Genomic DNA, 26,048 nt, shown 5'->3' on the forward strand with positions numbered 1-26,048 from the left:
GGGATATATAAATGGTTAGAGGAGTTTATACAGGTGCAAGCGGAATGATAGCCGAACAATACAGACTTGATGTTGTGGCTAATAATTTGGCTAATGTTGATAAACCTGGTTTTAAAAGAGATACTGCTGCTTTCAAGGCTTTTCCAGAGATGATGGCTGCTAGAACCGAAGATGACGGAGTTGTAATATTTCCTCTTGGTTCTACAGATATAAGACCTTATGTTGGAAGACTTGGTACTGGTGTAGAAGTAAATGAAGTTTTTACAGAGTGGGAACAAGGCTCTTTAAGAGAGACTGGCAATCAGCTTGATATAGCTTTGGGTGATAAAGGATTTTTCGCCGTAGAAACACCTCATGGAGAAAGATATACAAGAAACGGAAGTTTTTTAATTGATAAAGATAATTATCTCGTTACAAAACATGGCTATAAAGTAATGGGTGAAAATGGTTATATACAAATAAAAACTAATAACTTTAATATAGACGAAGAAGGAAGAATTAGCATTAACAGAAGATATCAAGACAACGAAGACTTTGTTCAGTTTAATGATAATGAATGGGAAGATGAAGAAATACTTGACACTCTCAAAATAGTTCGCTTTGAAAATGAAAGATATCTCAAAAAAGAAGGAGATTCATTCTGGGTAGATACAGATATCAGCGGACCTGCTTATATAGCTCAAAAAGGTGTAGACAGACCTAAAGTATTATCAAGATTTTTAGAAATGAGTAATGTAAACCCTATAAATGAAATGGTTAGAATGATAGAAGTTCAACGTGCTTATGAATTAAACTCAAAAACTATATCAACACATGATACTCTAATAGGAAGAGTAGTTAATGAGGTTGGAAGAGTGTAAATTAATATTTTGATAAAAATTGTACGATAATGTATAATAATATCTAAAATTATATAAAAGGAATGGATTATTATATGGCTGTAGAAAAACCCCAACAAAAAACTATATTCTCTCTAAAAATGCAGCTTATTTTTACATATATAATAATAAATCTGCCTATATGGTATATTATACTATACTTCTTCGTATACAGTCATAAGATTCCTTTCTACGGTATTAAAATAATAGCAACAGTTTTTTCTGTAGTATCTATATTAAAATACTTCGAGATTTGGCAAAATGGTATAAATATACAAATAGCTAGAAAAACTATAAAACTATTTACAGCTACTTCTATAATTAGTTCATTTTTAGAAATAGTATTATACAATATATTAAATAAAGATGTTTTCATATACACATCTATTATAGCTATGATTGCATGTTTATTAGTAAATGGAGCTGCTGTTTCTTTAACTCTCCTCTCATTCAAAATAGCTACACTTAAATTAGACCTAGAAGTTAATATTAATACTTTCTATATACCAATTACAACTAAAATTATATATACTATCTATTTCTTTTTCTTTTCTGTTGTGTTGATATTTTTAATCTATTCAATCAATGTAAATGAAAACTTGTACATCAATAATTACGTTAATAGTACATTAAATGAAATATTAAAAATAGATAATAATATATATTCATTAAATAATTATATAAAAAATGATTTAGATATTTATAATAGAGTTATTAATAATATTTATTCAAATAGATACACTCAAAATAGAGATATTTTAAAAACAGAAATAGAAAGTAGATTATCTTATATAAATAGAATTTCAAAAAATAATTACAAAGCAATATATATAAATATGGATAGAGAGTTTTTAGATTCAAACCTTGCCTATTCAATAAGTATAACTAAAAATAGCTATTCTAATGATAATGCTTATACAATACGAACAGCAGATAGCTTAACAACTCACCCCGTATTAGAAAATAATGCTACAAGAAGAGATTTTTTTATATCAGTAATAGCTAATGACAAAAACGATATAAATGTATCTGCACATTATCCAATAGTTTTAAACGATATTCAAATAGGATATATAATATCAGATATTAATATAAAAGATTATTACAGCAATATGATTACAAATACTTCTCTTTCAGATTTATCATATATATATTATGATTTTAATACAAAAGAGGTATTATTAACTTCAGAATCAGAAAGTATATTAGAAAATGTTAATTTGGTATTAAGAGAAAAATCTGCTAATTTAATTAAATATGTTACTGAGTTTGGCTCTCAATTAGGCAATAAATATCTTTATGTTACGCCAATACTTAATATAAGCGGAAATAGAACTATGGTTGTAATGTATTATATAAAAAATTTGAATGTTATTGCTATATATTATAGAGATCTTACTAGTATAATAAAGAGTTCTGCTATAGAAAGAGATATATCAATAATATTGTCTATAGTTATAATAATATTTTTAGTAGTTTCAGGTACTTATTTATATATTATAAGACAACTATTTAAACCTATAGATTCAGCTACAGAATCTGCTAAAGGTCTTATAGGAGGTAAAGGAGATTTAAGAAAAAGAATATATTCTAAAAATAATGATGAAATTGGAGTATTAGTATATAACTTCAACTTATTCCTTAATGTTTTAGATGATATTATAGGAAATTTAAAAACAGAAAGTAATAATGTATTTCATGAAATAAAATTAATAGATAAAGCAATAGAATCAAACGCTCAAATGGTAAATGATCAGAGTGCTAGTATTACACAAAATATAGCAAGTGTAAATAATATTATTAATTCAATAAAAAATGTTACAAACTCTTCAGAGCAGCAGAAACATGCATTTTCATCGGCTTCCATTGCTGTAGAGGAATTATTACAGACAATTTATAAAATAAGTGATAACATGGAAAAGCAAGCATCTGCGGTAGAGCAAACATCTTCTTCTATAGAAGAGATGATATCTAATATTACGAGTGTTGCAAAAAGTATTACTAAAGCACATTCCTTCTCAAAAAAATTGCTTATAGATGCTCATGATGGTGGAGATATGGTAGATGAAGTGATAGAAGCTGTTAGAGGTATTGAGGAAAGCTCTGACCAAATTAAAGAGATAGTTAACGTTATTCAAGGTATCGCTGAGCAAACAAACCTATTAGCTATGAACGCAGCTATAGAAGCGGCACATGCTGGTGAACAAGGCAGAGGTTTTTCTGTAGTTGCTGATGAAATTAGGTTACTCGCAGAGCATACAGCAGAAAATACAAAAACTATTACAAACATTATTAAAACTATTACTAAGAGAATAGATGAAACAGTTGAACTTGCTAATAACAGCGGCAAATCTCTAGAAAATATACTTGATATGTCTGAAAACACTTCAAGGGTTGTTGCTGAAATTAATACAGCAAACAGCGAGCTTGAAATAGGCGGAAGAGATATGCTTGAAACTATTAAACACTTAAATAATATTACTATGGGTGTTAAAGAAAATGTACGAGAACAGATTAATAGTGGTGATGTGGTAGACAGTCAAATTACTTTATTAGACCAAATTAATAAAGAGGTTGCTGAGATTATTCAAGCTAATAGTGTTGGAGCTACTGAAGTTGTTAGTACTATGGCTTTCTTAAATGAATTATCTGTAAAAACTGCTAAAAGTAATCATGAATTCTTTATGGTTACTAGTAAATTGAGTGAGAGTTTTAATAAATTCCAATCTATTATGTCTGGATTTATTACAAATGTTGATAATGTGGAAACTGAAAAATCTGACGATATAATATTAAATTTAGATACAGAAGAATTTAATACTGATGAGATAGAAATTAATAAAATTGGTGAATCAGAATATAAAATAGATACTGAAATACAAGAATTAGAAAAAGAATTATCAAATATTGAAGATGATATTTTTTCTAAAGATAATAAAGTTCTTGAAACATTAAAAGAAGATTTTAAAAATCCTGATATGTTTTATTAATACACAAAATATTATATTATTATTATAGCATATTTTTCTTTTTATCTGAAAATTAGTTATATTATTAACAATATTGTGATTTATAGTAATACTTATTATAGTATTAACTATAATAAACTCAAAATGTATACTGCAGCTTAAGTATGCTTAGGAGATAAAATGTACAATATAGCAGAAATAGATCTAAAAGCATTACAAAACAATATAAAGATAATTCGTTCTATGATAGGAAATACTAAATTGCTAAGCATAGTAAAGGCTAATGCTTATGGTCATGGTATTGTAGGAATGTCAGAGCAGTTAGAAAAATTAAATGTAGATGCACTTGGGGTTGCTACTGTGGAAGAGGGTGTAAAGATAAGAGAAGTTGGAATAAAAACTTCTATAATTGTTTTGTTTCAGCATTTTAGAAATGAAGCAGAATATGTTTGCAGGTACAATTTAACACCTATTATAAGCAATGATGAATGTTTAGATGATTATGATAGATTTTTGAAAAAGTATAATAAAAAGTTGAAACTGCATATTAAAGTAGATACAGGTTTAAATAGAATGGGGGCAAAACCTAAAGATGTATTAAACTTAGCAAAAAAAGTTTTATCATATAATACTTTAGAGATAGAAGGTATTAATACTCATTATGCTGCTTCAGATACGTTTGATAATATTTCGAGAGAGTTTACAGAAAATCAAATAAGAGTATTTAATGAAGTTTTGAATAATTTAAAAACAAACGGCATAAAAATAAATAATGCTCATACTGCTAATTCTGCTGCATTGCTTTATTATAAAAATGCATACTTCGATATGGTTAGAGCGGGCATAGTGCTTTATGGTTATACAGAGAAGCTGCATGATTTTGGATTTAAGCCAATACTCAATTTAAAATCTAAAATTATTTTAACTAGAAAAATAAAGAGAAATGAAACTGTTTCTTATGGCATGACTTGGAAGGCTAGCAAAGATACTAATATTGCTGTAGTACCTATAGGATATGCTGATGGAATGTCAAGAAAACTTTCTAATAATTGGGAGGTTAAAATAAATGGTAAATATTATCCTATAGTAGGAAAGATATGTATGGATATTATGATGGTAGACATAGGAAATGAAAATAATATAAAAGAAGAAGATGAGGTTTTAATATTTGGTAATGATGAGAGGCTCAATGCTAATACTATGGCAAAAAAAATAGATAGTATAAGTCATGAGGTATTGGTTCGTATAGGTGAGAGGGTGAAAAGGGTTTATAGAGATTAAAAAAATATTTTAAAAATAAAAAAAATTTAATTTTAAGGAGTACATCAAATTTAAATAAACTAGATAAAAAAGGAGATGTTTATGTTTGATATGATAGCAAAAGTGAACGGCATTATTAATGGTTTTGTATGGGGTCCAATAATGCTAACTTTGTTGGTTGGAACTGGTATATTTTTAAGCATTAGAACTGGTTTTTTACAAATTACGCAAATACCTCTATGGGTAAAACATACTTTTGGTTCTTTAGCAAAGAAGCAGGATTCTGATGATAATATTACGCCCTTTCAAGCAGTAAGTACAGCATTAGCAAGTACTGTTGGTACAGGAAATATTGCTGGAGTTACTACTGCGATAGTGGCAGGAGGACCTGGGGCTTTATTTTGGATGTGGTTTGCTGCATTTTTTGGAATGGTTACAAAATATTCTGAGGTCATATTAGCTGTTTATTATAGAATTAAAGATGATCAAGGTCGTCACCATGGCGGACCTATGTATTATATATCTAAGGGTGCTAATTTGCCTTGGCTTGGAAGTATATTTGCTGCTTTTGCTGCTTTGGCTTGTTTTGGGGCGGGAAACATGACTCAAACTAATGCTATGGCGGCTGTTGTTTATCAAAACTTTGGTGTGCCTAAAATTATTACTGGAATTGTTGTTGTTGTTTTAACTGCTATTATAATAATTGGAGGTATTAGAAGAATAGCTACTGTTACAGAGAAGCTTGTTCCTATTATGTGTGTTATATATTTAGTTGCTGGAATAATTATTTTAGCTTTAAATTTAGATAAGATTCCTCATTCTTTTCAGAGAATATTTTCTGAAGCTTTTAACTTAAAACAAGTTGGTGCTGGTTTTATGGGTTATTCTATAATGATAGCTATGAAATTTGGTTTTGCAAGAGGTGTATTTTCAAATGAGGCTGGTTTAGGTACTGCTCCTATGGCTCATGGTGCTAGTAACTCTAAAAACCCTATAGAGCAAGGTTTATGGGGAATATTTGAAGTACTTATAGATACTTTCTTTGTTTGTACTTTAACAGGTCTTATAGCTATTATGTTTTTAGAGGCTAATCAGGGTACTACATTAAATGGTGCTGAATTAATATCTGCTTCTTTTGGTGCTCATTTGGGAAGTATTGGTTCTATAATACTTACTGTATCATTAATATTATTTGCTTTCTCAACTTTCGTTGGTTGGTCGCATTATGGTGTTGTTGCTTTAGGTTATCTTACTAAAAGAAATAGGGCTGCTTCTTATACTTATAGAATTATATTTTTAATTGTTGGTATAATTGGGGCAGTAGCTCAATTAGATTTAATATGGTCTATAGCAGACACTTTAAATGGTCTTATGGCTATACCAAACTTAGTAGGACTTTTAATTTTATCTCCAAAAGTAGCTAAATTAACAAGAGATTATTTACAAGACCCTACTTCAACTATTATTAAAGATTAAAAGTAATAAATAATAAAGCACTCGCTGTAAAAAGCGAGTGTTTTTTATTTGCAGAAGAAGAGTTAAAATGTTTGCACTTTCACGAAGCGTACCCAAAGGGTAAAAACTTTGACGAAGTCCTCACTGCGACTGAAAGGAGTCCTTCAGGGCGACCGAAGGAAGTGCCTGCGAAGGCAGGAAAAGTTGAATAAAAAAATCATATAACAAAATATACTTATTCCAGAATATACTAAAAATTTTTAACTTTTTTTATTTTTATTATTTGCAGGGCTTTGCCCTTAACGAAGTAAACACCGTGCAGCACCCCAGTTCTTTTATTGGTATAAAAGAACTAAAAGAACTGCATTTTATTATAAATTTTATAATTTAATTGTATATTAAAAGGTATTCCCCCGCACGTATAAGAAGTTATAATTAAAACATGGTATTACCGTGCGGCAAGGTGGTACAGCTCGTACGCGGGAAAAAGTTGAATAAAAAATTTATTATATATTTGAAAACTTTTAAGTTCATCAATTTTTGTTTTTAAATTTTATTATATTCGGGGGCTAGCCCCCGCACCCCTACTTCTTTTATTGGTATAGCAAAAGAACTGCAATTTCAATAAAATTATTTTAGTATATTTATAATAAAAAATAAAAAAGAACTATAATACTTAAAATAACTCTTTTTTATGAATTTAATTATCTTTAATTGTTGCAAAATAGAATAAATAATTTAATATTATATTGTAAAATTATCAAAAACAGAGCATAATAAATGAAAGAATTATACAAGCTAGATAATGCCGCAAAACTTTTTGTATCTATAAAAAATAAAAAAAACATTCCAATATTTAGAGTATCAGCTGTATTAAAAGATAAAGTAAATGAAGCAATACTGCAAAATGCCCTAGACATCACAATGAAAAGGTTTCCAACATTTGCTTTGGCTATAAAAAAAGGACTATTTTGGAATTACTTTGAAGAAAATAATAGAAGGCTTTTAATTGAAGAAGAGAAGTATTACCCTTGCTATAATATAAACTATAAACTTAATAATGGTTATTTAGTTAGGGTTGTTTATTATAAATATAGAATATCTGTAGAGATTTTTCACTCTCTTGCAGATGCTTCAGCTTTAATAAGTTTTTTAAAATCCTTGCTTTATCATTATATCACATTGTTAGGAAAACAAATTAATGACCCCAATGAAGATGTATTTAAAGACAGCATACATACAACTCGCGACTATGATGACAGTTTTAAAATGCATACAAAAAATAAAAAAATATCAATGAAAGAAAAGAAAATTAAAAATGTTTATTTAATAAAAGGAAAGCAATTAAATATATATGGAAACAATGTTGTTCATGGTATTATGAATATGGAAAATATTAAAAAAGAAAGTAAAAAATATAATATTACTATCACGGCATACATTGCTTCACTTTTGGCATATTCTATATATGAAGCAAAAATAAAAAATAGATTAGACGGCAAAAATATAGTGGTATGCATTCCTGTTAATTTGAGAACAATATTTCCTTCAATATCTTTAAAAAACTTTTTTGGTGTGGTTAATATAAAAATAAAAACTAATAATGAATTAAACTTTGATGATATTATAAAAATAGTTTCTAATGAAATGAGAGAAAAACTTCAAAAAGAAAAATTAGAAAACTTTATTTACCAAAACACAAAATTAGAAAATAATATACTAACAAAATTTATTCCATTATTTATAAAAAACTTTGTGGTTAATTTGAATTTTGAATTATTTGAAGATAAATTAAAAACTCTCACATTATCAAACTTTGGAAATATCATTCTTCCAGAAGATATGAAAGAATATATTAATCATTTTGAGGCTGTGGTTTATAATACAATAAATAGCCCTTTAAATGTAGGTTTATGCAGCTTTAATGATAAACTCTCTATTACATTCAATAGAACAATTATAGAAACAGATATTATAAAACACTTCTTTCAAAATATTTCAAAAGTTACAAAGACAGAAATTTATTCTAATGATTTTGGAGTGTAGAAAAATGCCTTATTGCAATAATTGTAAATTAGAAATAAAAGCTAACAAATGCCCATTATGTTTTAGTGAAGTAGAAAATAAAAATAATATATATTACGAAGAGTATCCTTCATATAATTGGTATTATAAAAAAATAAAAAAAGTTAATGCTAAAAAGATAGTTTCTTTAGTTGCTGTAAGTGCTGTCATTATTATAATGCTTATTAATATATCAACTTCTTCAAAATATAATTGGGCTATGATATCTATAGTGTCTGTTGCATCTGCATATTTTACCTATATATGTTTTACAGCTTCAATATTTTATTTGAGGCAAAAATTATTAATAGAGTTTTTTATACTTCTTCCTTTGATGATAATAATAGATATATTCAGCGGATTTTATAAATGGTCTTTTAATTATGTGATGCCTTTTTTATCTCTTGGATTAAATGTTTCAATTCTTATAATAGCTATTATAGACCATAAATATTTTAATGAATATGTTTCTTATATAATTTCTGCTGCTTTCATATCTATGCTTATGATTGTTTTACCATTATTTAATTTTCTTTATTGGAGTAGTTTGGCTGCTTTTGGTTCGGGTATAATTGTTATTTTTAGTATGATTATACTATTTAGAAATGAGTTTATTTTATCTTTGAAAAAAATTTTTAATGTATAAAAAATATTATATGCATAAAAAAATATTATACTAAAAAATATTAGGAGTTTTTTATGAATAATAAAGTAAAGAAAATAAAAAAAACAAAAAAAAATAAAAACTTAATAAAAGAATATTTAAGCTATCCTGTAATGGCTATTAACTTTATTAAGGCAGATAAAAAAATTAAGCCAACTAAATTTAAATACGACAAAAACAAAAGACAATATATTTTATATTTTCCAGCACAATTAAAAGAAAATGAAAAGCCAAAAAAACAATTAATAGTATATATACATGGCGGAGGCTGGAGAGAGGGAAGTGCTGATTTATATAGATTTGTTGGAAGAAGATTTGCAAAAGAAGGCTTTAATGCAATACTATTAGGTTATAGATTAAGCAAAAAAGCTAAATACCCTGCTCAAACAGAAGATGTATTCAATGGTTTTAATAAAGCACTTTCTGTATTAAAAGAAAAAAATATAGACTATTCTGATATAGTTGTTGTAGGCTCATCTGCAGGTGCACATTTAGGAGCTTTACTTGTTTATAATAAAGATATGCAAAAAAAATATAATGTTGATATAAATAATTTTAAAGGGTATATATCATTAGGAGGCCCAACAGATTTAAACGTATGCACCAATGAAATTATAACTCCTATGCTCAATCAGCTTTTTGAATGGAATTATAATAGAGATTTAGCAAACCCTTATAACTATATAGATGGAAGCGAAAAAAATAAAGTGTTATGCATACACTCAGGATTAGACCCTATTTGCGATGTTCAAAACTCAATTAATTTTTCAAACAAAGTTAATAGTTTTAATGATGGCTTGGCTAAATGTATTGTATTTGAAAACAAAGAAATTTATCATAACAATTTAGTTAACGGGATATTTTTTGAGACTATGGACAGCAACAATATAATGGACGAAGTTTTTAAGTGGATTGAAACATTATAAATAATATAAAACAAGCAACAAAAATTAATTTTATCTAAGACATAGGTATTACTTTATATATATTCCAAAATATGGAGTTAAAATATTTGCACTTTTTGGTTCTTTTGACGAAGTCCGCAAAGCGAAGGCGTTAAAAAGAACAACAAAAAATTTGATATAAAACTATTATTTTAATGTCATGGAGCCATAGATATTGTACTTTTACTTGCTATAATATTTTTGATTCTTTCTTTGATTGTAATATACAATAACGAAGAAATCAATCTTTGATTGTTATAAAAATGTGTATATTCTTTTAATTTTTCTCTTAATAATTCTACTTGATATTTTTATTTAATCGTGAATAAAATTCTCTTTCGTCTATGCCGTGTACTCTTTCTACTACACCATTGTATCTTGGTGTTGCTACTGGAATATATCTTCTCTCTAATTTATTTTTTAAGCAGTATTCATCAAAAATATTTATTTTAGGAGTATTAATACAGCGATAAGTATATTCTATACCATTGTCTGTTTGTATAGCTTGTATCCTAAAAGGTGAAGTTTTCAATACATATTTTAAGAAAGATAAAGCACTATAAGGTGTTTTATCCTCATAGATCTGCCTCCAACTATAACGAGCAGATAAATCTACAGCTGTGAATTGATAAACTGTTTTTCTGCCTAATTTGATATATTTAGTGTCTATTTGAACTATTTTGCCCTCTTTTTGTATTTTAGAGACAAATTTTCGTTTATCATATCGCTTCTTTTTCTTTTTTATTTTGTATCTCCAAAGATTATTTCTTTTTAGTACATTCTCTATCGCTGTAACACCTATCTTAATGCCTTTACGATTTAAATATGCTTTAATATAATGCTTACCTCGATATTCTTTAGTATAGAGTTCAATAATTAAATTAATAGCTTTTTGATTATTAAAGATATTTGGAGAAGTTTTTGGTTTAGTGCTAAAATTAGCGACAGTTCCAGTGTCTTTATATTTCTTAAGCCAAGTATAAAAAGTGGATTTATTTATTCTTTCCATCTTTAGAAATCTTTTAATATTTTTAGTTTTTAATGCTTTATACACTATAATGTCATGGAGCCATAGATATTGTACTTTTACTTGCTATAATATTTTTGATTCTTTCTTTGATTGTAATATACAATAACGAAGAAATCAATCTTTGATTGTTATAAAAATGTGTATTTTAATCGTGAATAAAATTCTCTTTCGTCTATGCCTTGTACTCTTTCTACTACGCCATTGTATCTTGGTGTTGCTACAGGAATATATCTCCTCTCTAATTTATTTTTTAAGCAGTATTCATCAAAAATATTGATTTTAGAGGTATTGATACAGCGGTATGTATATTCCATACCATTGTTGCCACAGGCACTTCCTTCGGTCGCAGTTTGTATAGATTGTATCTTAAAAGGTGAAGTTTTTAAGACATATTTTAAGAAAGATAAAGCACTATAAGGTGTTTTATCCTCATAGATTTCTCTCCAACTATAGCGAGTAGCTAAATCTACAGCTGTGAATTGATAAACTGTTTTTCTGCCTAATTTGATATATTTAGTGTCTATTTGAACTATTTTGCCTTCTTTTTGTATTTTAGAGACAAATTTTCGTTTATCATATCGCTTCTTTTTCTTTTTTGTTTTATATCTCCAAAGATTATTTCTTTTTAGTACATTCTCTATAGCTGTAACACCTATCTTAATGCCTTTACGATTTAAATATGCTTTAATATAATGTTTTCCCCTATACTCTTCAGTATAGAGTTTAATAATTAAATTAATAGCTTCTTGATTATTAAAGATATTTGGAGAAGTTTTTGGCTTAGTACTAAAATTAGCGACAGTTCCAGTGTCTTTATATTTCTTAAGCCAAGTATAAAAAGTGGATTTATTTATTCTTTCCATCTTTAAAAATCTTTTAATATTTTTAGTTTTTAATGCTTCATCCACTATAAATAATTTAAATTCTGTGCTATAATCTTTTTTCATAGTAGTATCCTTTTATTTGTTTTTTATATCAAAATATTATAACAAGGATACTGCTTTTTTTATACTAAAAAATGTCCAATATCTCATACTCCTAAACAATACTATAAAAATACTCTATTGAAAAATATTTTTTTAGGTATATAATTTATCACAATAATTTTTTTAAATAATTTATTGGATTCTACTAAAATGAAGTTGATAAAACAATTCTCTATAATATTTTTTATTTATTCAGTATCATACATATTAAGTAAATCTCTAAAACTTCCAATACCGGGAAATGTAATAGGAATGTTTTTACTATTCTTTCTTTTAGTTTTTGGAATTATAAAAGAGAGTGATATTGATGAGGCTAGCGATATATTAATAAAAAATATGTCTTTATTATTTGTACCTGCCACTTTAGCTATAGTTGATGAATATAAATATATTAAAGATGAGATAATACCCTTTCTTATAATATGCATATTTTTTGTTGTAGTGATAATGGTAGCAACTGGTTTATCTGCACAGTTCTTTGAAAACATAGTTAATAAAAAAAGGAAAATAAAATGACAGCACTATTTCAAGACAACCCGCTAATTTCAATAGTAATAACTTTAATAGCATATATCATAGCATACTATATTTATAATAAAACAAAACTTCCAATATTAACGCCTCTTGTAACAACTGTAATACTTGTAGGTTTATCTATTTATTTTATGGGGGTACCTTATAGTGTTTATAATGAAAGCGGGGGAAAATTTATTAATGCATTAGTTGGGCCTGCTACTGTTGTGTTAGCTCTTCCAATATATAGAAACCTTCCAATATTAAAAGCGAATTTACTAGTAATACTTTTAAGCATTGCAATAGGAAGTGCCATTGGAATAGTTGGAATATATTTCACTGCAAAAATTATGGGCGTATCAAAAAATATACTTTTATCACTTCTTCCAAAATCAATAACTACGGCAATAGCTGTTGATGTGGCAGATAGTATTGGTGCTGTAAAATCTATCACTGTGCTTGCTGTTATAGTGTCTGGGGTTGTGGGTGCTATAATTGCCCCTATAGTTTGTAAAATATTTAGAATAAAATCGCCTTTAGCTATAGGTATTGCAATAGGTACTGCATCGCATGCTGTTGGCACTAGTAAGGCTATAGAAATGGGAGAGACTGAAGGAGCTATGTCTGGTCTTGCTATAGGTATAGCTGGAGCTTTAACGGTTGTATTGCTTCTTATACTATATAAATTGCTTGTTACTATATGGTAAAAATTTTTAAGTTTGTTAAAAATATTTTTTAAGTTTTTTATTTGTGGTGGCTTTGCCCTATGCGAAGCGTACCCGTAGTGGTACACGTCCCCACTTCTTTTGCGACCGAAGGAAGTGCCGGCGACTGAAAGGAGTACCTTTAGGTAAGGCGTGACACAAAGAAGAAAAAGGACTGAATTTTTATGATAAATTTTATAATTTAATCGTATATTAAAAGGCAATCCCCCGCACGACTAAAAAGTTATAATTAAAGCATAGCATTACCGTGCGGAAAGGTGGTACAGCTCGTACGCGGGAAAAAGTTGAATAAAACAAGAACATAAATTAGTTATAATTAATTATTATTATACTTCGTATGCAAATAAAGCAAGTTTGAAAGAAGCATTGTTGTCGTTAAACTTCCAACGCCATTAGGTACAGGTGTTATCATAGATGCAATATTAACTGCCTCATCAAACTTTACATCTCCCTTAATAGAACCATCTTCAAGCACATTGATTCCTATATCTATAACAACAGCATTTTCTTTTATATATTCAGCGTCAATAAACTCTGCCTTTCCAATAGACACGCATAATATATCAGCATTTTTGCAAACACTTTTTAAATCTTTAGTTTTTGAATGAGCTATTGTAACAGTAGCAGATTTATTTAATAATGATAAAGCAAGAGGCTTTCCAACTATCTCGCTCCTTCCAACAACCACAGCATTAGCACCTTCTATTTTAACATTATAATGTTCAAGTATTGTCATCACACTCTTTACAGTGCAAGGAATTAATTCATCATTAGAAGTTAAAATTCTTCCAAGATTTAAATTGCTTATTGCATCAATATCTTTTTTTGCGGATATTGTCTCATAAACTAATTCTCTTCTTATGTGCTTAGGCAAAGGCATTTGAAGCATTATACCGCTAATATCTTTCTCTTCGTTTAAATATTCTATTAGAGTAATGAAATCTTTTTCTGTTGTGTTTATACCTAACTTATGAAGCTCGCCTATCATTCCGACATTCTCTGCCATTTTTTTGGCATGCGTAAAATATAACTCTGTAGATTTATCATCATCAAAATAAACAAAATCTATTCTAGGCTTCTTGTTTAATAAAGCAACCTTCTCTTTAATTTCTGCTCTTATGCTTTTTGATAATTCTCTTACATCAAGTATATTAGCTGACATGTTATGGTTTCCTTTAGAATGAAAATAATTAATTTATTCTATATTTTTTAGAGATAAAAAACAAGTATATAAAAAGAACAACAACAATTTTAATATATTATTTTATATATATAAAAAATTTAATTATTAAAAATTATTATTCTCATAAATATAAATAAAAAAATTATTTTATAAATTTACAATGTTTTAAGTATAAAAGAAAATACTTACTCTTTTAATAAAAAATTATTCTGATTTGCAAGACTTACAAATGCCTATAAATACAATGTCATGCTTATTTATTTCTACATTATACTTTTTTGAAACAGCTTCATCTAATTCTTTATTATAAGGCAAATTAATATCTATTAACTTTTTACATTTATCGCACTGAAAGTGATAATGTTCATCTGTGATATGGTCAAACCTCACAGCATCGTCTATTATAGAAATTTTTTGTATCTCATTGTTTTCAGAAAGTAAATTAAGATTTCTATAAACTGTTCCTAAACTAATAGAAGGAAAGTTTGGTTTAATATAATTATAAACCTCTTCTGATGTAGGGTGATTTTTTAATTCCCGTACAGCACTTAATATTACTTGTTTTTGTATTGTGTTTCTGGTGTTGTTCATATTTTACAAACCTCTATCTTATGAAGAAATTATTTAATTAATAATTAATATCATTTAGTATAATATACTAATTTTTCAATATTTGTCAATAGATAATTTTATACATTTTTATAAGCAAGAGAAAGTATATATAAAACAACATCTTCAAAAGGCATATTGATATTTCTTGCCATAGCTGGTATATCGGAAGTATTTGTCATACCGCCTTGAGTATTAACTTCCATCAAGTTGATAAAACCATCTTCAGCAATTATAGCATCTATTCTGCAAAGACCTTCACAGCCTAAAACATCATAAGCCTTCTTACAATTTTCTATTAATTTATTTTCTACTTGTTTATCTAATTTAGCAGGTATCTCCATCTCTGTTTTTCCCGGAGTATATTTAGCATCATAATCATATATTTCATTTTTTGGATTAATACCAAGTATAGGAAACACATATATATCATCATTATCAACTACAAGACCAACAGTTACTTCTTTACCTTTAATGTATGGCTCTAAAAAATAATTATGAGTATCTTTTATATCTTTAACAATATTTTCAAATTCATCTTTAGTTTTAATTAGAGAAACACCCACACTAGAACCGCTTGAAATAGGTTTCAATATTATAGGGAAATCAAAAGAAAGACTATTATTTTTTACAGCATCTTCAAGAAGCTGAAAATCAACAGTAGAAATATTTGAAGAAAGCCATATTCTTTTTGTATAAACCTTATTCATACAAAGAGAACTAACTAAAGTATTTTCACCCGTGTATTTAATATTAAGACAATCCAAAAGCCCTTGAATAGTGCCATCTTCACCAAAAGTGCCATGCAATATATTATAACAATATTCAACATTTTCTTTTTTTAGAGTTTCAACCAATTCATAATAATCTTTTACATCTATTAGTATAGTATTGTCTTTCAATTCTTTGTAGGAAGTTAAAGCTTCAAAAACATTCTTGCCGCTTCTAAGAGAAACTTCTCTCTCATCGCTGATGCCTCCATGAAGCACAGCTATTTTTTTTCCTTCAAATTTTTTCAATGTTTCATTTTTTAATTCAGTAGTTAATAGCATATTTAATTTCCTAAAATGTTAATAGAAGTTCTTGATAATAAAAAATCTATATATAATATTTAAATAATATCACATATAGATTGTATAATGCTTACCTTTTTTCTTTCTCTCTCGCTTAAAGGTGCATATTTAGATTTATACATCACATCATTTGCCAAATTGATAAATTGATCTTTAATCATCTCGGCAGCCTCTTTAGGAGTTTTACCAGTACCCCTAATAGCTAAATCATCATTACTAATAACATATCTATCATTATCAAGTTTTGTAATATAACCTTTTAAAGGTCTTTTAAACTTAAACTCATCAATATCACTAAAACTTAATTCTATTTTTTGTCTGTCTGCCATTATTTTATACCTGCCTTTTTTGCATATTCTTCATTAGTTAAACTAAATGTCTTTTGAGTAAACAAAATATCATTAGTACTAAAAGCATATGGTACTTTATTTTTTAAAGTATATACTCCATTAGATACTGCTTCATCTATTATAATGTATAATTCATCAGCATGCTTCTGTTGAAATTTTACAACATCAGCTATTACTATCTGATAATTCATCTGCTTAGTAGGAGAACCAGTATCTCCTATAATATAATAAGAATATCCTTCTAAAGTATCTAGCCATAAATTATTGCCATTTAAATCATATATATCAAAGTTTATATCAATGCTCTGTGCCCAAAAAGACATCTCAGAATCAGCATACATAACCCCTGATATATTTTTATCTCTAAGCAAAGATATAGTATCATCATCTAATTTATTTGTAGCTATAGTTCCCGTAGCAGCCACATAATCAGAACCTAATATATAGTGATTTGGAAGTTTAGAAAAAGCTAAATCACCTAAAGCCTCTTCTAAAGTTACAAGTTTTATTAACTTACTTTGAGAATTAAAATTACTTATAAAACTATTTAATACAACATCAGCATATATTTCTGTATTTAAATATTTTAATCTATCTATATTTACATTAGTCATACTCTTTGGGAAAGTAAAAGAAGCAACGGCAACTATTCTATTTGTAGATATTATATCATCTATAACCACAACAGAATTTCCCATACTTCTGCATGAAAAAATAAAAATATTTATAAAAGAGAAAATTATTAATAAATAAATTATTTTTTTATTAACAAACATATATTATTTTTACATTCCTTTTTCATTTCTATATTTTAAAACCTGCTCTATAGTAGATTTTACAGCATAATCATTATCCGTAGAAGAAAGCAAATTAAGAGAACGGTCCACCCTATTATCTTCATAATCTTTCAAAGCTTCAATAGCTGCCATTCTTACCCATTTGTTTTCACTAGATAAACTGCCAAGTATGGAGTTTAAAAGTTCAGGAGCTTTTAAATTACCTGCAACTTTCAAAGCCTCTATTTGTACCTGCAAATCAGTATCAGATATAGCTCTTTTTATGCTGTCTATTGCTTCAGGAGTTTTAGCTTCTAACTTTCCAAGCCCATGTATAGATAAACAGCGAACATTAAAATCAGGATCTTCAACACTAGACTTTAAAAAATCACTATAAGCTATTTCTGCCTCTATATTACTAAGCACCCATATAGCCTCTGCTCTAACCTCTCTTCCTCCATTTTGTGCCGCATTAAGTACTTCTAATAAAACCTTTTCATCATCTTTATTATTTTGTAATTTTTTTGATGCCTTATTAACATCATCGAGTCTTCTTAAAGTTAAATCTTTCTGTGAACAAGATACAGAAAATAATATGATAATGATAATACTTAAAACTTTTTTCATTTATAAACTACTCTTTATTTTATTAATAGCTTCTTTTGCTTTTTCGATATTTTCTATAGAGCCTTGAGCAAAACTATCTTTTCCTCCGCCTCTGCCCCCTGCAGTTGATATTATATCTTTAATTAAAGAATTAGCCAATATGTTTTTTTCTTTTAAAACATTACCTGTAACCTGAACTATTATAGAATTATTTGTTTTACTTATCATAAAAGCCAAAGAATCTTTAATTCTCTCTTTTATAGTATCAGCATAAAGCCTTATATCTTTTATATCTTCATCAAACTCCAAATTGTAAAACTTAATTCCATTTAAATCTTCATAATTATCAATAAACGCTTTAGAAGATGAGCCGGAAGTCTTTAATTGTTTATTTTCTTTTTGTAATTTTTTTATTTCTGCTTGCAAGTTTTCTGCTCTAATTGTAAGCTCGTCTGCTTTGTTTGCATTAAGTATATGGCTTAAACTTTTTACTTTATTAAATAAATTTGTAGCCTCTTTAGCAGCATTAAGCCCAGTAATAGCTTCAATTCTTCTCACACCGCTTGCAACAGAACCTTCACTTACTATATGAAAATAACCAACTTCAGATGTATTTGTCAAATGGCTTCCCCCGCAAAGCTCAACAGAAAAACCTTCGCCAATATCAAGTATTCTTACAGTGTCCGGATATTTCTCTCCAAATAATGCCTTAGCTCCAGAAGCTATAGCCTCTTCTTTCGGCATATATTTTATTACTGCAGGCATTGATTTAAATACTATTTCATTAACTTGATTTTCTATGTTTATTAAAGTTTCTTCATTAATAGAATCTGGGTGGGTAAAGTCAAATCTCAAATAATCTTCACAAACAAAACTTCCTGCTTGATTAATATGATTTCCAAGTGTTAGCTCTAAAACTTTTTGAAGTATATGTGTTGCTGTGTGGTTTTTTCTTATAGCACTTCTTCTGTCAAAATTAACTAAAAGTTTTATCTCTTCTCCAACTTTCAAAGTTTTATTATCACAATCAACTATATGTATAATAGTGTTTTCTTTTTTTTGCGTGTCTACTACTTTTAATTTTTCTCCGTTAGAAATCTCTATAAAGCCATTATCTCCAACTTGTCCTCCCATCTCTCCATAAAAAGGTGATGATTCTGTAATTACAGCTGCATTAGAAGATGATGCACTTTCTTTTTTCTCTTCATTCTCATATAAAGCTACTATCTTTGATTTTACTCCGTTAATCAAACTCTCTCTCTCTTCGCCGACATATTTTGTTTCATAATTTTCAACAAAACCAAATTTAGACTTTTTATCTTCTCCTGTTCCCCTGCTTCTTTTTTTCTGTTCTTCCATTGCATCTTCAAAGCCTTTCTTATCAACTGTAAAACCATGATCATTAGCTTCTTCTTCTGTAATGTCAAAAGGAAGCCCATAAGTATCAAAAAGCATAAAAGCATCTTTACCTGATATTACTTTACTTTCCTTGTTTTCTTTCATTACACTGTAAAGTTTATTCATACCAGCAGATATTGTGCTTAAAAATTTATTCTCTTCTTCTAATAATATCTTTTTAATATTCTCTTCTTCTTTTGGAAGATAATCATATATATCTTTATAAACATTAATTACAGCAGAAGTAAGCTCATTTAAGAAAGCTCCTTTATGACCTAAATCATTAGCAGTTTTTAAAGCTCTTCTTAAAAGCCTTCTTAAAACATATCCTCTTCCCTCATTGGACGGTTTACAGCCTTCAGCTAAAACAAACACCAAAGCTCTTAAATGGTCTGCTAATAAATTTATTTTTGTTTTATTGTTTCCTTCATACTTAACATTAAGCTTATTTAAAATAGCATCAACAATAGGCTTCATTACATCAGTCTGATAATTGCTCTCAACTCCCTGCATAATATAACAAAGTCTCTCAAGCCCCATTCCTGTATCTATACCAACATTCTGAAGCGGAGTTAAATTGCCATCAACATCTTGAAAAAACTCATTAAATACTAAATTCCAAAACTCTAAATACCTCTCGCAATCACATCCCACAAAACAATCAGGTTTACCACATCCTTTTTCTTCACCCATGTCAATATAAAGCTCACTGCAAGGTCCGCAAGCTCCAGAATCTCCCGCAGGTCCCCAAAAATTATCCTTCTTTCCAAGCCTAACAATTTTTTCTTTTGGTATTCCTATATGTTCATTCCAAATCTTAAATGCATCATCATCTTTCTCATAAATAGATACATATATTCTCTCAACAGGAAGCTTTATCACCTGTGTGGAAAACTCCCAAGCAAACTCAATAGCTTCTTTCTTAAAATAATCTCCCATAAAACAAAAATTACCAAACATCTCAAAAAATGTATGGTGTCTTGCTGTTTTCCCTATATTCTCTAAATCTGATAATCTAAAACATTTCTGTATAGTGGCAACTCTTGAATATGGTGCTTTTTTTATTCCAGCATAGTATGGCTTAAACTGAAGCATACCTGCTGTTGTAAATAATAAACTAGGGTCATCTATTGGTATTAACGATGATGATTTCTCTATAGCATGTTTTTTACTTTTAAAAAACTCTTTGAACTTTTCTCTCAACTCTAAATGCGTCATAATATCTCCTAATATATCATAACCTAATATTTAAAAATATTTTCGTTTAATAATATAATTAAATGCCTCGTTTTGCAAGTAAAAGTATGATAGTTTTTTAATAAGAATTAATAATTAATAATAATTTTTAAAATAATAATTTTAGAAAAATAATTCAAAATATTTTGTAAAAAGTTATTTTTGTTATATAATATTTATACGTAATAGTAATAAAAGAATCAAGGATTTTATATGATATTAGACAATGGAATTAACACATTAACACCTTCAGAATTTGAAAAAAAAATGGAAGAATTAGATGATTTTATAATTTTGGATGTAAGAACAGAATTAGAGCATAATTATGAGGGAATGATAGAAAATTCTTTGTTAATAGATTTTTTAAGACCTAGAGTATTTAAAAGAGAAATAGAAAAACTTGATAAAAATATTACTTATTTGATTTATTGCTCTGTTGGCAAAATAAGTGTTGATGCTGCTTCATATATGAAAAGTGTAGGGTTTGATAATCTATATATTCTTGAAGGCGGACTTAAGGCTTGGAATAAATATTTAGGTGATGATAGTAAAGTTTCTAAATTTGGAAGAGAAGAAATTGTAGAAAAAAGAAAAAAACTTATAATCAGATTAAACAGAATAGAAGGACAAATAAACGGAATGAAAAAAATGCTCATTAAAGGAGAATATTGCGGAGATATACTTAATCAGGCTTTGGCTGTTAAAGCTGCTATGGCTAGTGTTAATCAAGAGATTATGGAAGTGTTTTTAAATACTTGTATGATTTCACCGAAAGAAAAAGAAGACTTTTTTAGATACATGAAAAAATTAATAAAGTAAATTTTTAAATAAACTTTTTATTATAAAAAACCCTTCTGATATTTTTAATCAGTAGGGCTTTTTATTTTTTATACTTTTATAACTTTTAAGAATTTTCAGAATTAGCTGTAATATTTGAATTAAACTTACTCATATCTACTATAATTTAAATTTTAAAATTTACTTACATTCCCCGCCCTTTTAAATTTGATGTTTGTATTTAACAGATTAATCTTTATTTGTTTTTTTGCTTAATTAAAAATGTTAAAACCCGCCCAAGCTTTTATTAAATTTTTTGCATTTGTTTCTCGCACGTTAAACATAATTTAAAAAGTTAATTAAAACTGCAATCTAAAATTAATTCATATTTTTTGTTTTGCTTACCGTGCGGTTATTATAATAAACAATAATGTTGAAAAACTTATACTTTTGATATATATTATATTTATGACTATCCTTAAAATGAAATTAAAAAATAATAAAATCTATATAAAAGTATCCGGCGGAGAATATTTTACTATACCAAAAAATGGCACTTATGAACTTGATATTTATGAAGGTATGGAATTGGAATATGATGAAATACCACATATAAGAATGAGAGCTTATGAGGCTGCCGCTAAAAAATCTGCTGTTAATGCATTAAGAAGAAGTTTTTTAAGTGAGGGTATGCTTAGAGATAAGTTACTTAAAAAAGGTCATAAAAAAAGATTTATTAATTATGCTATAGCTTACTGCAAAGAATATGAACTTATTGATGACAGAAGGTTTGCAAAAATTACTGTTAATAGCTTAAAATTAAAAGGCAAAAGTAAAAGATATATTCTTGATGCTCTTAAAAAAGCTAAATTAAAAAACAAAACAATAGATAGAGTTTCTCATTTAATAACAGAAAAAAATGAAATAAGATTATTAAAAAATGCTATTAGAAAATATTATAAAATCTATGAAAATAAAGATAAAAGAAATGACTATATTATAAGAACCTTAATGAGAAAAGGTTTTAAATACGATTCTATAAAAAGACTATTAGATAAATATAAGCCTCACAAAAATTAATACGATATATATTTATAGTGTATTTATTTTTTATTATATAAATGTAATCTCATTATTTTTATATTTTAAATATTTAAAAAATAATATAATTATTTAAATAGATGTTTATATGATATATTGATAATTGTGTTAAAATGTATTATAATATAATTAAATTAACATAACTTCGGAGCTGGCTTGATGAGAAAAATAGCATTGTTATTCATAATTTTATTTAATATTTTATCAATTTCAAATATCTATGCTCAAAACAATAATCAAAAATATAATACTGATAATCAAGGATTATTTAATGCATTAAAAGACGGCAAAACAGATATTGCTATAAATATAATAAAACTTGTAACTAATGTTAATATAAAAGATGAGTATGGTTGGAGTTTATTGCATAGAGCTGTTCAATATAATAATAAAGAAGTAGTTAAAGAATTATTAGAAAATAAAAAAATAGATATGGAAGTTAAACTCCCCAAAGATACTATAATAACTAATGATAATGAAAAATGGTATGCAGATGGAGATACTCCTCTTCTTCTTGCCTGCTATTATGGATATAATGAAATAGTTAAAATACTTTTAGACTATGGTGCAAATCTTGAGGCAAAAGATGATATAGATTCTGCTATGGCAATACATATAGCGGCATCAAGAGGGTATTCTGATATAATAGAAACTATAATGCAATCATATGCTGCAAAGAAAATAAATAATCTTGTAGATATAGAAGATGATACAGGAACAACTCCTTTAATGTGGGCATCTATGAATAATGAAATAGCAGCAATAAATACTTTGTTAAAATATGGTGCTAACATCAATGCTCAAGACTATGATGGTTGGAGTGCTTTGCATTTTGCTTCTGCTTCACAGAGTTATAAGGCTGTTGAGATATTATTAAAAAACAATGCCAATGCTAATTTAGAAAATGTAAATGATGGCAAGGCTGTTGATTTAACTACTGATACTGATATAGTGGAACTATTAAGTAAATATACAAATAGATAAAAATATGGAATCAAAAAAACTTCAAAGATTTAGCGAATATAGTATGTCCACATATTTACTTTGTCCGAGAAAGTATAGATACACTTATATAGAAAAGCCTTTTAAAAAATATAAAAGAGGGGTAAATGTATATTTTATATTTGGTAATGCTATACATTTAGCATGCAAAGAGTTTTATCAATTACGTGCTGAAGAGAGGAATTTAGAGAGTTTACATAACATATTTAGAGAAGTTTGGAAGAGAAGCGGCATAAGGTCTTTTTTTAATAGCAGGGAAGAAGAAAAAGAGCTTGGAGAGAAAGGTTTATATATGCTTTCAAATTTCTTTAATTCTTTTGGTCAAAAAGTTCCTTATCAAATAGAAAGCTATAAAGAAACAAAAATAAAAGATTATATATTATTTGGACGTATAGACAGAATAGATTTATCTGCAGATGGTTCTTTGCAGATAGTGGATTATAAAACAAACAGGTATTATGATTTGGGTGAAGATAATACAGAGAGAGAGAGAAAAACTCTTCAGCTTAAACTTTATGCTTTTATACTAGACTCTTTAAATTTTAAGGTAACCAATGGTTCATATTATCATTTTGATGATGACAAATTTGATACAATAGATTTTACAAAGGAATCAATACAATATATAGGCGAATGGTTTGATGAGATAATAAATGACATAAGATATGATAGGGCTTTCGATAAAAATGTAGGCACGCACTGCGAGTACTGCGATTTTAATAAGATTTGCAATGGCAACTATATAGAAGGTATAACAGATAATACAGAAGAATTATTAATAAACAATTAAAGGAATACTAATAACAAATTAGAATAAGCTTCTTCTGCAACACTAATCATAGAGTGTATAGAATGCGGTTTTACTTTAATAACATCACCTTCTTCTAGGTCTACAACTTCTTCTTCTACTACATACCTAATTTTACCGCTTAAAACAATTACCATTTCTTCGGAAGGGTGTTCATGATATGGTATAAGCTGATTAGTTTTTTGCTTAATAGAGTAGATATTATATCCTTTATTATTTAATATATGTATTAATTTCTCGTCATTATTATCGCAACTAAATTCTTTTAGAGTATTAGATTTATAGTAAAACTTTTGTTCAGTCATTTTATCATCCTCACGTTTATAAATTTCGGATAAAAGGTTTTAAAAATTAGCAATGGAGTTAAAAATGTTTCACATGAAACATATTTATAAAGACAAATTAATAAATATTTATACTGTTTATTTAAATATAAATTTTATACAACAGAGTTTTTAATAGTAAAAATAAAGCAAAATGTTTCATGTGAAACATTTATACTATTGCAAATTATATTTTATAAATTAAAATAAATATATGGAAAATATTAACTTAAACAATAACATAAACATAGAACAATCCGCTATATATGTGGTGGCTACTCCTATAGGTAATATGGAAGATATAACTATAAGAGCCTTGAAAATATTAAGTAATGTTGACTTCATTCTCGCGGAAGATACCAGAGTAACCCTTAAACTCCTAAATACTTATAATATTAAAAAAACTGTTTATTCTTACCATAGCCACTCAACAGAAAAAAAAATTAATGAATACATAAATAATATTATAAATGGAAGCTCTGTTGCTATTGTAAGTGATGCTGGTACTCCTTGTATAAGTGACCCCGGTTTAAGTATAATTAGTAAGGCTATAGAAAACAATATTAAAATTATTCCTGTTGGTGGTATATCTGCTTTTACTACATTGCTATCTGCTTCTGGTATTTCTGGCAATACTTTATTTGTAGGTTTCTTATCAAATAAATCTGGTAAAAGAAAAAATCAATTAAAAGAATTATACTCAAACGAAAAAAATATTATAGTATTATATGAATCTGTGCATAGAATAAAAGCATGTACAGAAGATATTGTTAACATATTTGGAGAAAATACTTACATTGTTATCGGAAGAGAGCTTACTAAAAAATTTGAACAAATCATAAGAGATAAAGCTTCTAATATACTTGCTTTTTTTAACAATAATAGTATACTTGATAAAGGAGAATTTTGCATCATTATTGATAATAGAAAATCTAAAGTATGCAAATCTAATGCCGAAAATATACTATGTAAGGAGTCAGATTATGACAATTGATAAAATAGGCGGCACACAAAACATACAATTTAATTCTAAAGTAAAATATTCAGATAAACCATCTCAATTAGGTTCTGATAGAATTGATATATCAAATGAATCTAAAATAGCTTTGCAAAATAAAAAATTAGTTGATTTAGTTAAACAATCTCCTGATATTAGAGAAGAAAAAGTTGCTGAAGCTAAAAAAAGACTAGAAATGTATATGAAAGATGGTGCTTTAAGAAAAGAAGTACTAAACTCTTTGGCTAATTCTATTTTAGATGTTATGCCTATAGATGAATAATAAAAATTTTTTTTTAATTAAAAAATTATTAAATAGTA

The 26,048-nt window shown here is 27.3% G+C and carries 25 protein-coding genes; 15 read left to right on the plus strand and 10 right to left on the minus strand.

All coding sequences use genetic code 11. From position 1 onward, the window contains the following. Positions 1 to 11 precede the first annotated feature (11 nt). From flgF to EPJ72_RS09090, 7 genes are all read left to right on the plus strand, one after another. The gene (gene flgF / locus EPJ72_RS09060; protein WP_147731847.1) at positions 12 to 860 is read left to right on the plus strand and encodes a flagellar basal-body rod protein FlgF; all 849 of its coding nucleotides are present in this window, start codon (positions 12 to 14) and stop codon (positions 858 to 860) included. Between the two features lie 74 nt (positions 861 to 934). Next, positions 935 to 3,868, plus strand: a complete 2,934-nt coding sequence (locus tag EPJ72_RS09065) for a methyl-accepting chemotaxis protein (RefSeq protein WP_147731848.1) — start codon at positions 935 to 937, stop codon at positions 3,866 to 3,868. A gap of 159 nt (positions 3,869 to 4,027) precedes the next feature. Further along, positions 4,028 to 5,128 (plus strand): alanine racemase, encoded by a 1,101-nt coding sequence (gene alr / locus EPJ72_RS09070; protein WP_147731849.1) that lies wholly within the window; start codon positions 4,028 to 4,030, stop codon positions 5,126 to 5,128. Positions 5,129 to 5,209: 81 nt separating this feature from the next. Next, complete coding sequence (locus EPJ72_RS09075; protein WP_147731850.1) at positions 5,210 to 6,583, plus strand: alanine/glycine:cation symporter family protein; 1,374 nt, start codon at positions 5,210 to 5,212, stop codon at positions 6,581 to 6,583. Between the two features lie 759 nt (positions 6,584 to 7,342). After that, positions 7,343 to 8,608: an alcohol acetyltransferase gene (locus EPJ72_RS09080; protein ID WP_147731851.1), complete on the plus strand. Its 1,266-nt coding sequence runs from the start codon at positions 7,343 to 7,345 to the stop codon at positions 8,606 to 8,608. A gap of 4 nt (positions 8,609 to 8,612) precedes the next feature. Continuing rightward, positions 8,613 to 9,272, plus strand: a complete 660-nt coding sequence (locus EPJ72_RS09085; protein WP_147731852.1) for a DUF6320 domain-containing protein — start codon at positions 8,613 to 8,615, stop codon at positions 9,270 to 9,272. 53 nt (positions 9,273 to 9,325) lie between these two features. Continuing rightward, positions 9,326 to 10,216, plus strand: a complete 891-nt coding sequence (locus tag EPJ72_RS09090) for an alpha/beta hydrolase (RefSeq protein ID WP_147731853.1) — start codon at positions 9,326 to 9,328, stop codon at positions 10,214 to 10,216. Between the two features lie 316 nt (positions 10,217 to 10,532). Here the strand turns inward: EPJ72_RS09090 and EPJ72_RS09095 are convergent, their stop codons facing one another. Together EPJ72_RS09095 and EPJ72_RS09100 are read right to left on the minus strand one after the other, a co-directional pair. Beyond that, complete coding sequence (locus tag EPJ72_RS09095; RefSeq protein WP_147731854.1) at positions 10,533 to 11,243, minus strand: DDE-type integrase/transposase/recombinase; 711 nt, start codon at positions 11,241 to 11,243, stop codon at positions 10,533 to 10,535. 149 nt (positions 11,244 to 11,392) lie between these two features. Continuing rightward, positions 11,393 to 12,211 carry a DDE-type integrase/transposase/recombinase gene (locus EPJ72_RS09100; protein WP_147731855.1) on the minus strand — a complete coding sequence of 273 codons (819 nt, stop codon included), beginning with the start codon at positions 12,209 to 12,211 and terminating at the stop codon, positions 11,393 to 11,395. 189 nt (positions 12,212 to 12,400) lie between these two features. Between EPJ72_RS09100 and EPJ72_RS09105 the strand changes: the two genes are divergently transcribed. Together EPJ72_RS09105 and EPJ72_RS09110 are read left to right on the plus strand one after the other, a co-directional pair. Then, the gene (locus EPJ72_RS09105; protein WP_147731856.1) at positions 12,401 to 12,766 is read left to right on the plus strand and encodes a CidA/LrgA family protein; all 366 of its coding nucleotides are present in this window, start codon (positions 12,401 to 12,403) and stop codon (positions 12,764 to 12,766) included. Then, on the plus strand, positions 12,763 to 13,470 hold the full coding sequence (locus tag EPJ72_RS09110; RefSeq protein ID WP_147731857.1) for an LrgB family protein: 708 nt from the start codon (positions 12,763 to 12,765) through the stop codon (positions 13,468 to 13,470). The genes EPJ72_RS09105 and EPJ72_RS09110 overlap by 4 nt, the downstream gene beginning before the upstream one ends. Positions 13,471 to 13,804: 334 nt before the next feature. Here the strand turns inward: EPJ72_RS09110 and EPJ72_RS09115 are convergent, their stop codons facing one another. The 7 genes from EPJ72_RS09115 to alaS form a co-directional block, all read right to left on the minus strand. Next, positions 13,805 to 14,650, minus strand: coding sequence for a bifunctional 5,10-methylenetetrahydrofolate dehydrogenase/5,10-methenyltetrahydrofolate cyclohydrolase (locus EPJ72_RS09115; protein ID WP_147731858.1), 846 nt, complete (start codon positions 14,648 to 14,650; stop codon positions 13,805 to 13,807). A 225-nt stretch (positions 14,651 to 14,875) separates the two neighbouring features. Beyond that, on the minus strand, positions 14,876 to 15,262 hold the full coding sequence (locus EPJ72_RS09120) for a Fur family transcriptional regulator (RefSeq protein ID WP_147731859.1): 387 nt from the start codon (positions 15,260 to 15,262) through the stop codon (positions 14,876 to 14,878). A gap of 98 nt (positions 15,263 to 15,360) precedes the next feature. Further along, on the minus strand, positions 15,361 to 16,332 hold the full coding sequence (locus tag EPJ72_RS09125) for a D-alanine--D-alanine ligase family protein (protein ID WP_147731860.1): 972 nt from the start codon (positions 16,330 to 16,332) through the stop codon (positions 15,361 to 15,363). A 59-nt stretch (positions 16,333 to 16,391) separates the two neighbouring features. Further along, positions 16,392 to 16,682, minus strand: a complete 291-nt coding sequence (locus tag EPJ72_RS09130; protein ID WP_147731861.1) for a hypothetical protein — start codon at positions 16,680 to 16,682, stop codon at positions 16,392 to 16,394. Further along, positions 16,682 to 17,479, minus strand: coding sequence for a hypothetical protein (locus tag EPJ72_RS09135; RefSeq protein ID WP_147731862.1), 798 nt, complete (start codon positions 17,477 to 17,479; stop codon positions 16,682 to 16,684). The genes EPJ72_RS09130 and EPJ72_RS09135 overlap by 1 nt, the downstream gene beginning before the upstream one ends. Before the next feature lie 9 nt (positions 17,480 to 17,488). Continuing rightward, positions 17,489 to 18,106, minus strand: a complete 618-nt coding sequence (locus EPJ72_RS09140; RefSeq protein WP_147731863.1) for a HEAT repeat domain-containing protein — start codon at positions 18,104 to 18,106, stop codon at positions 17,489 to 17,491. After that, the gene (gene alaS, locus EPJ72_RS09145) at positions 18,107 to 20,701 is read right to left on the minus strand and encodes an alanine--tRNA ligase (protein ID WP_147731864.1); all 2,595 of its coding nucleotides are present in this window, start codon (positions 20,699 to 20,701) and stop codon (positions 18,107 to 18,109) included. A gap of 231 nt (positions 20,702 to 20,932) precedes the next feature. On the opposite strand from alaS, the gene EPJ72_RS09150 reads away from it, so the two are divergent. From EPJ72_RS09150 to EPJ72_RS09165, 4 genes are all read left to right on the plus strand, one after another. Beyond that, positions 20,933 to 21,538 carry a metal-sensing transcriptional repressor gene (locus tag EPJ72_RS09150; RefSeq protein ID WP_147731865.1) on the plus strand — a complete coding sequence of 202 codons (606 nt, stop codon included), beginning with the start codon at positions 20,933 to 20,935 and terminating at the stop codon, positions 21,536 to 21,538. Positions 21,539 to 21,979: 441 nt separating this feature from the next. Beyond that, positions 21,980 to 22,576, plus strand: a complete 597-nt coding sequence (locus tag EPJ72_RS09155; protein ID WP_147731866.1) for a regulatory protein RecX — start codon at positions 21,980 to 21,982, stop codon at positions 22,574 to 22,576. Positions 22,577 to 22,756: 180 nt separating this feature from the next. Next, positions 22,757 to 23,581 carry an ankyrin repeat domain-containing protein gene (locus tag EPJ72_RS09160; RefSeq protein ID WP_147731867.1) on the plus strand — a complete coding sequence of 275 codons (825 nt, stop codon included), beginning with the start codon at positions 22,757 to 22,759 and terminating at the stop codon, positions 23,579 to 23,581. Positions 23,582 to 23,585: 4 nt separating this feature from the next. Continuing rightward, complete coding sequence (locus EPJ72_RS09165) at positions 23,586 to 24,389, plus strand: RecB family exonuclease (RefSeq protein WP_147731868.1); 804 nt, start codon at positions 23,586 to 23,588, stop codon at positions 24,387 to 24,389. Here the strand turns inward: EPJ72_RS09165 and EPJ72_RS09170 are convergent. Continuing rightward, positions 24,386 to 24,712 (minus strand): cupin domain-containing protein, encoded by a 327-nt coding sequence (locus tag EPJ72_RS09170; protein WP_147731869.1) that lies wholly within the window; start codon positions 24,710 to 24,712, stop codon positions 24,386 to 24,388. The genes EPJ72_RS09165 and EPJ72_RS09170 overlap by 4 nt on opposite strands. A 232-nt stretch (positions 24,713 to 24,944) precedes the next feature. Between EPJ72_RS09170 and rsmI the strand changes: the two genes are divergently transcribed. Next, complete coding sequence (gene rsmI, locus EPJ72_RS09175) at positions 24,945 to 25,724, plus strand: 16S rRNA (cytidine(1402)-2'-O)-methyltransferase (protein ID WP_147731870.1); 780 nt, start codon at positions 24,945 to 24,947, stop codon at positions 25,722 to 25,724. Continuing rightward, on the plus strand, positions 25,714 to 26,010 hold the full coding sequence (locus EPJ72_RS09180; protein ID WP_147731871.1) for a flagellar biosynthesis anti-sigma factor FlgM: 297 nt from the start codon (positions 25,714 to 25,716) through the stop codon (positions 26,008 to 26,010). Before rsmI ends, EPJ72_RS09180 begins: the two co-directional genes overlap by 11 nt. Positions 26,011 to 26,048: the final 38 nt, after the last annotated feature.

It is taken from the genome of Brachyspira pilosicoli, assembly GCF_008016535.1.
GTDB lineage: Bacteria > Spirochaetota > Brachyspiria > Brachyspirales > Brachyspiraceae > Brachyspira > Brachyspira pilosicoli_A.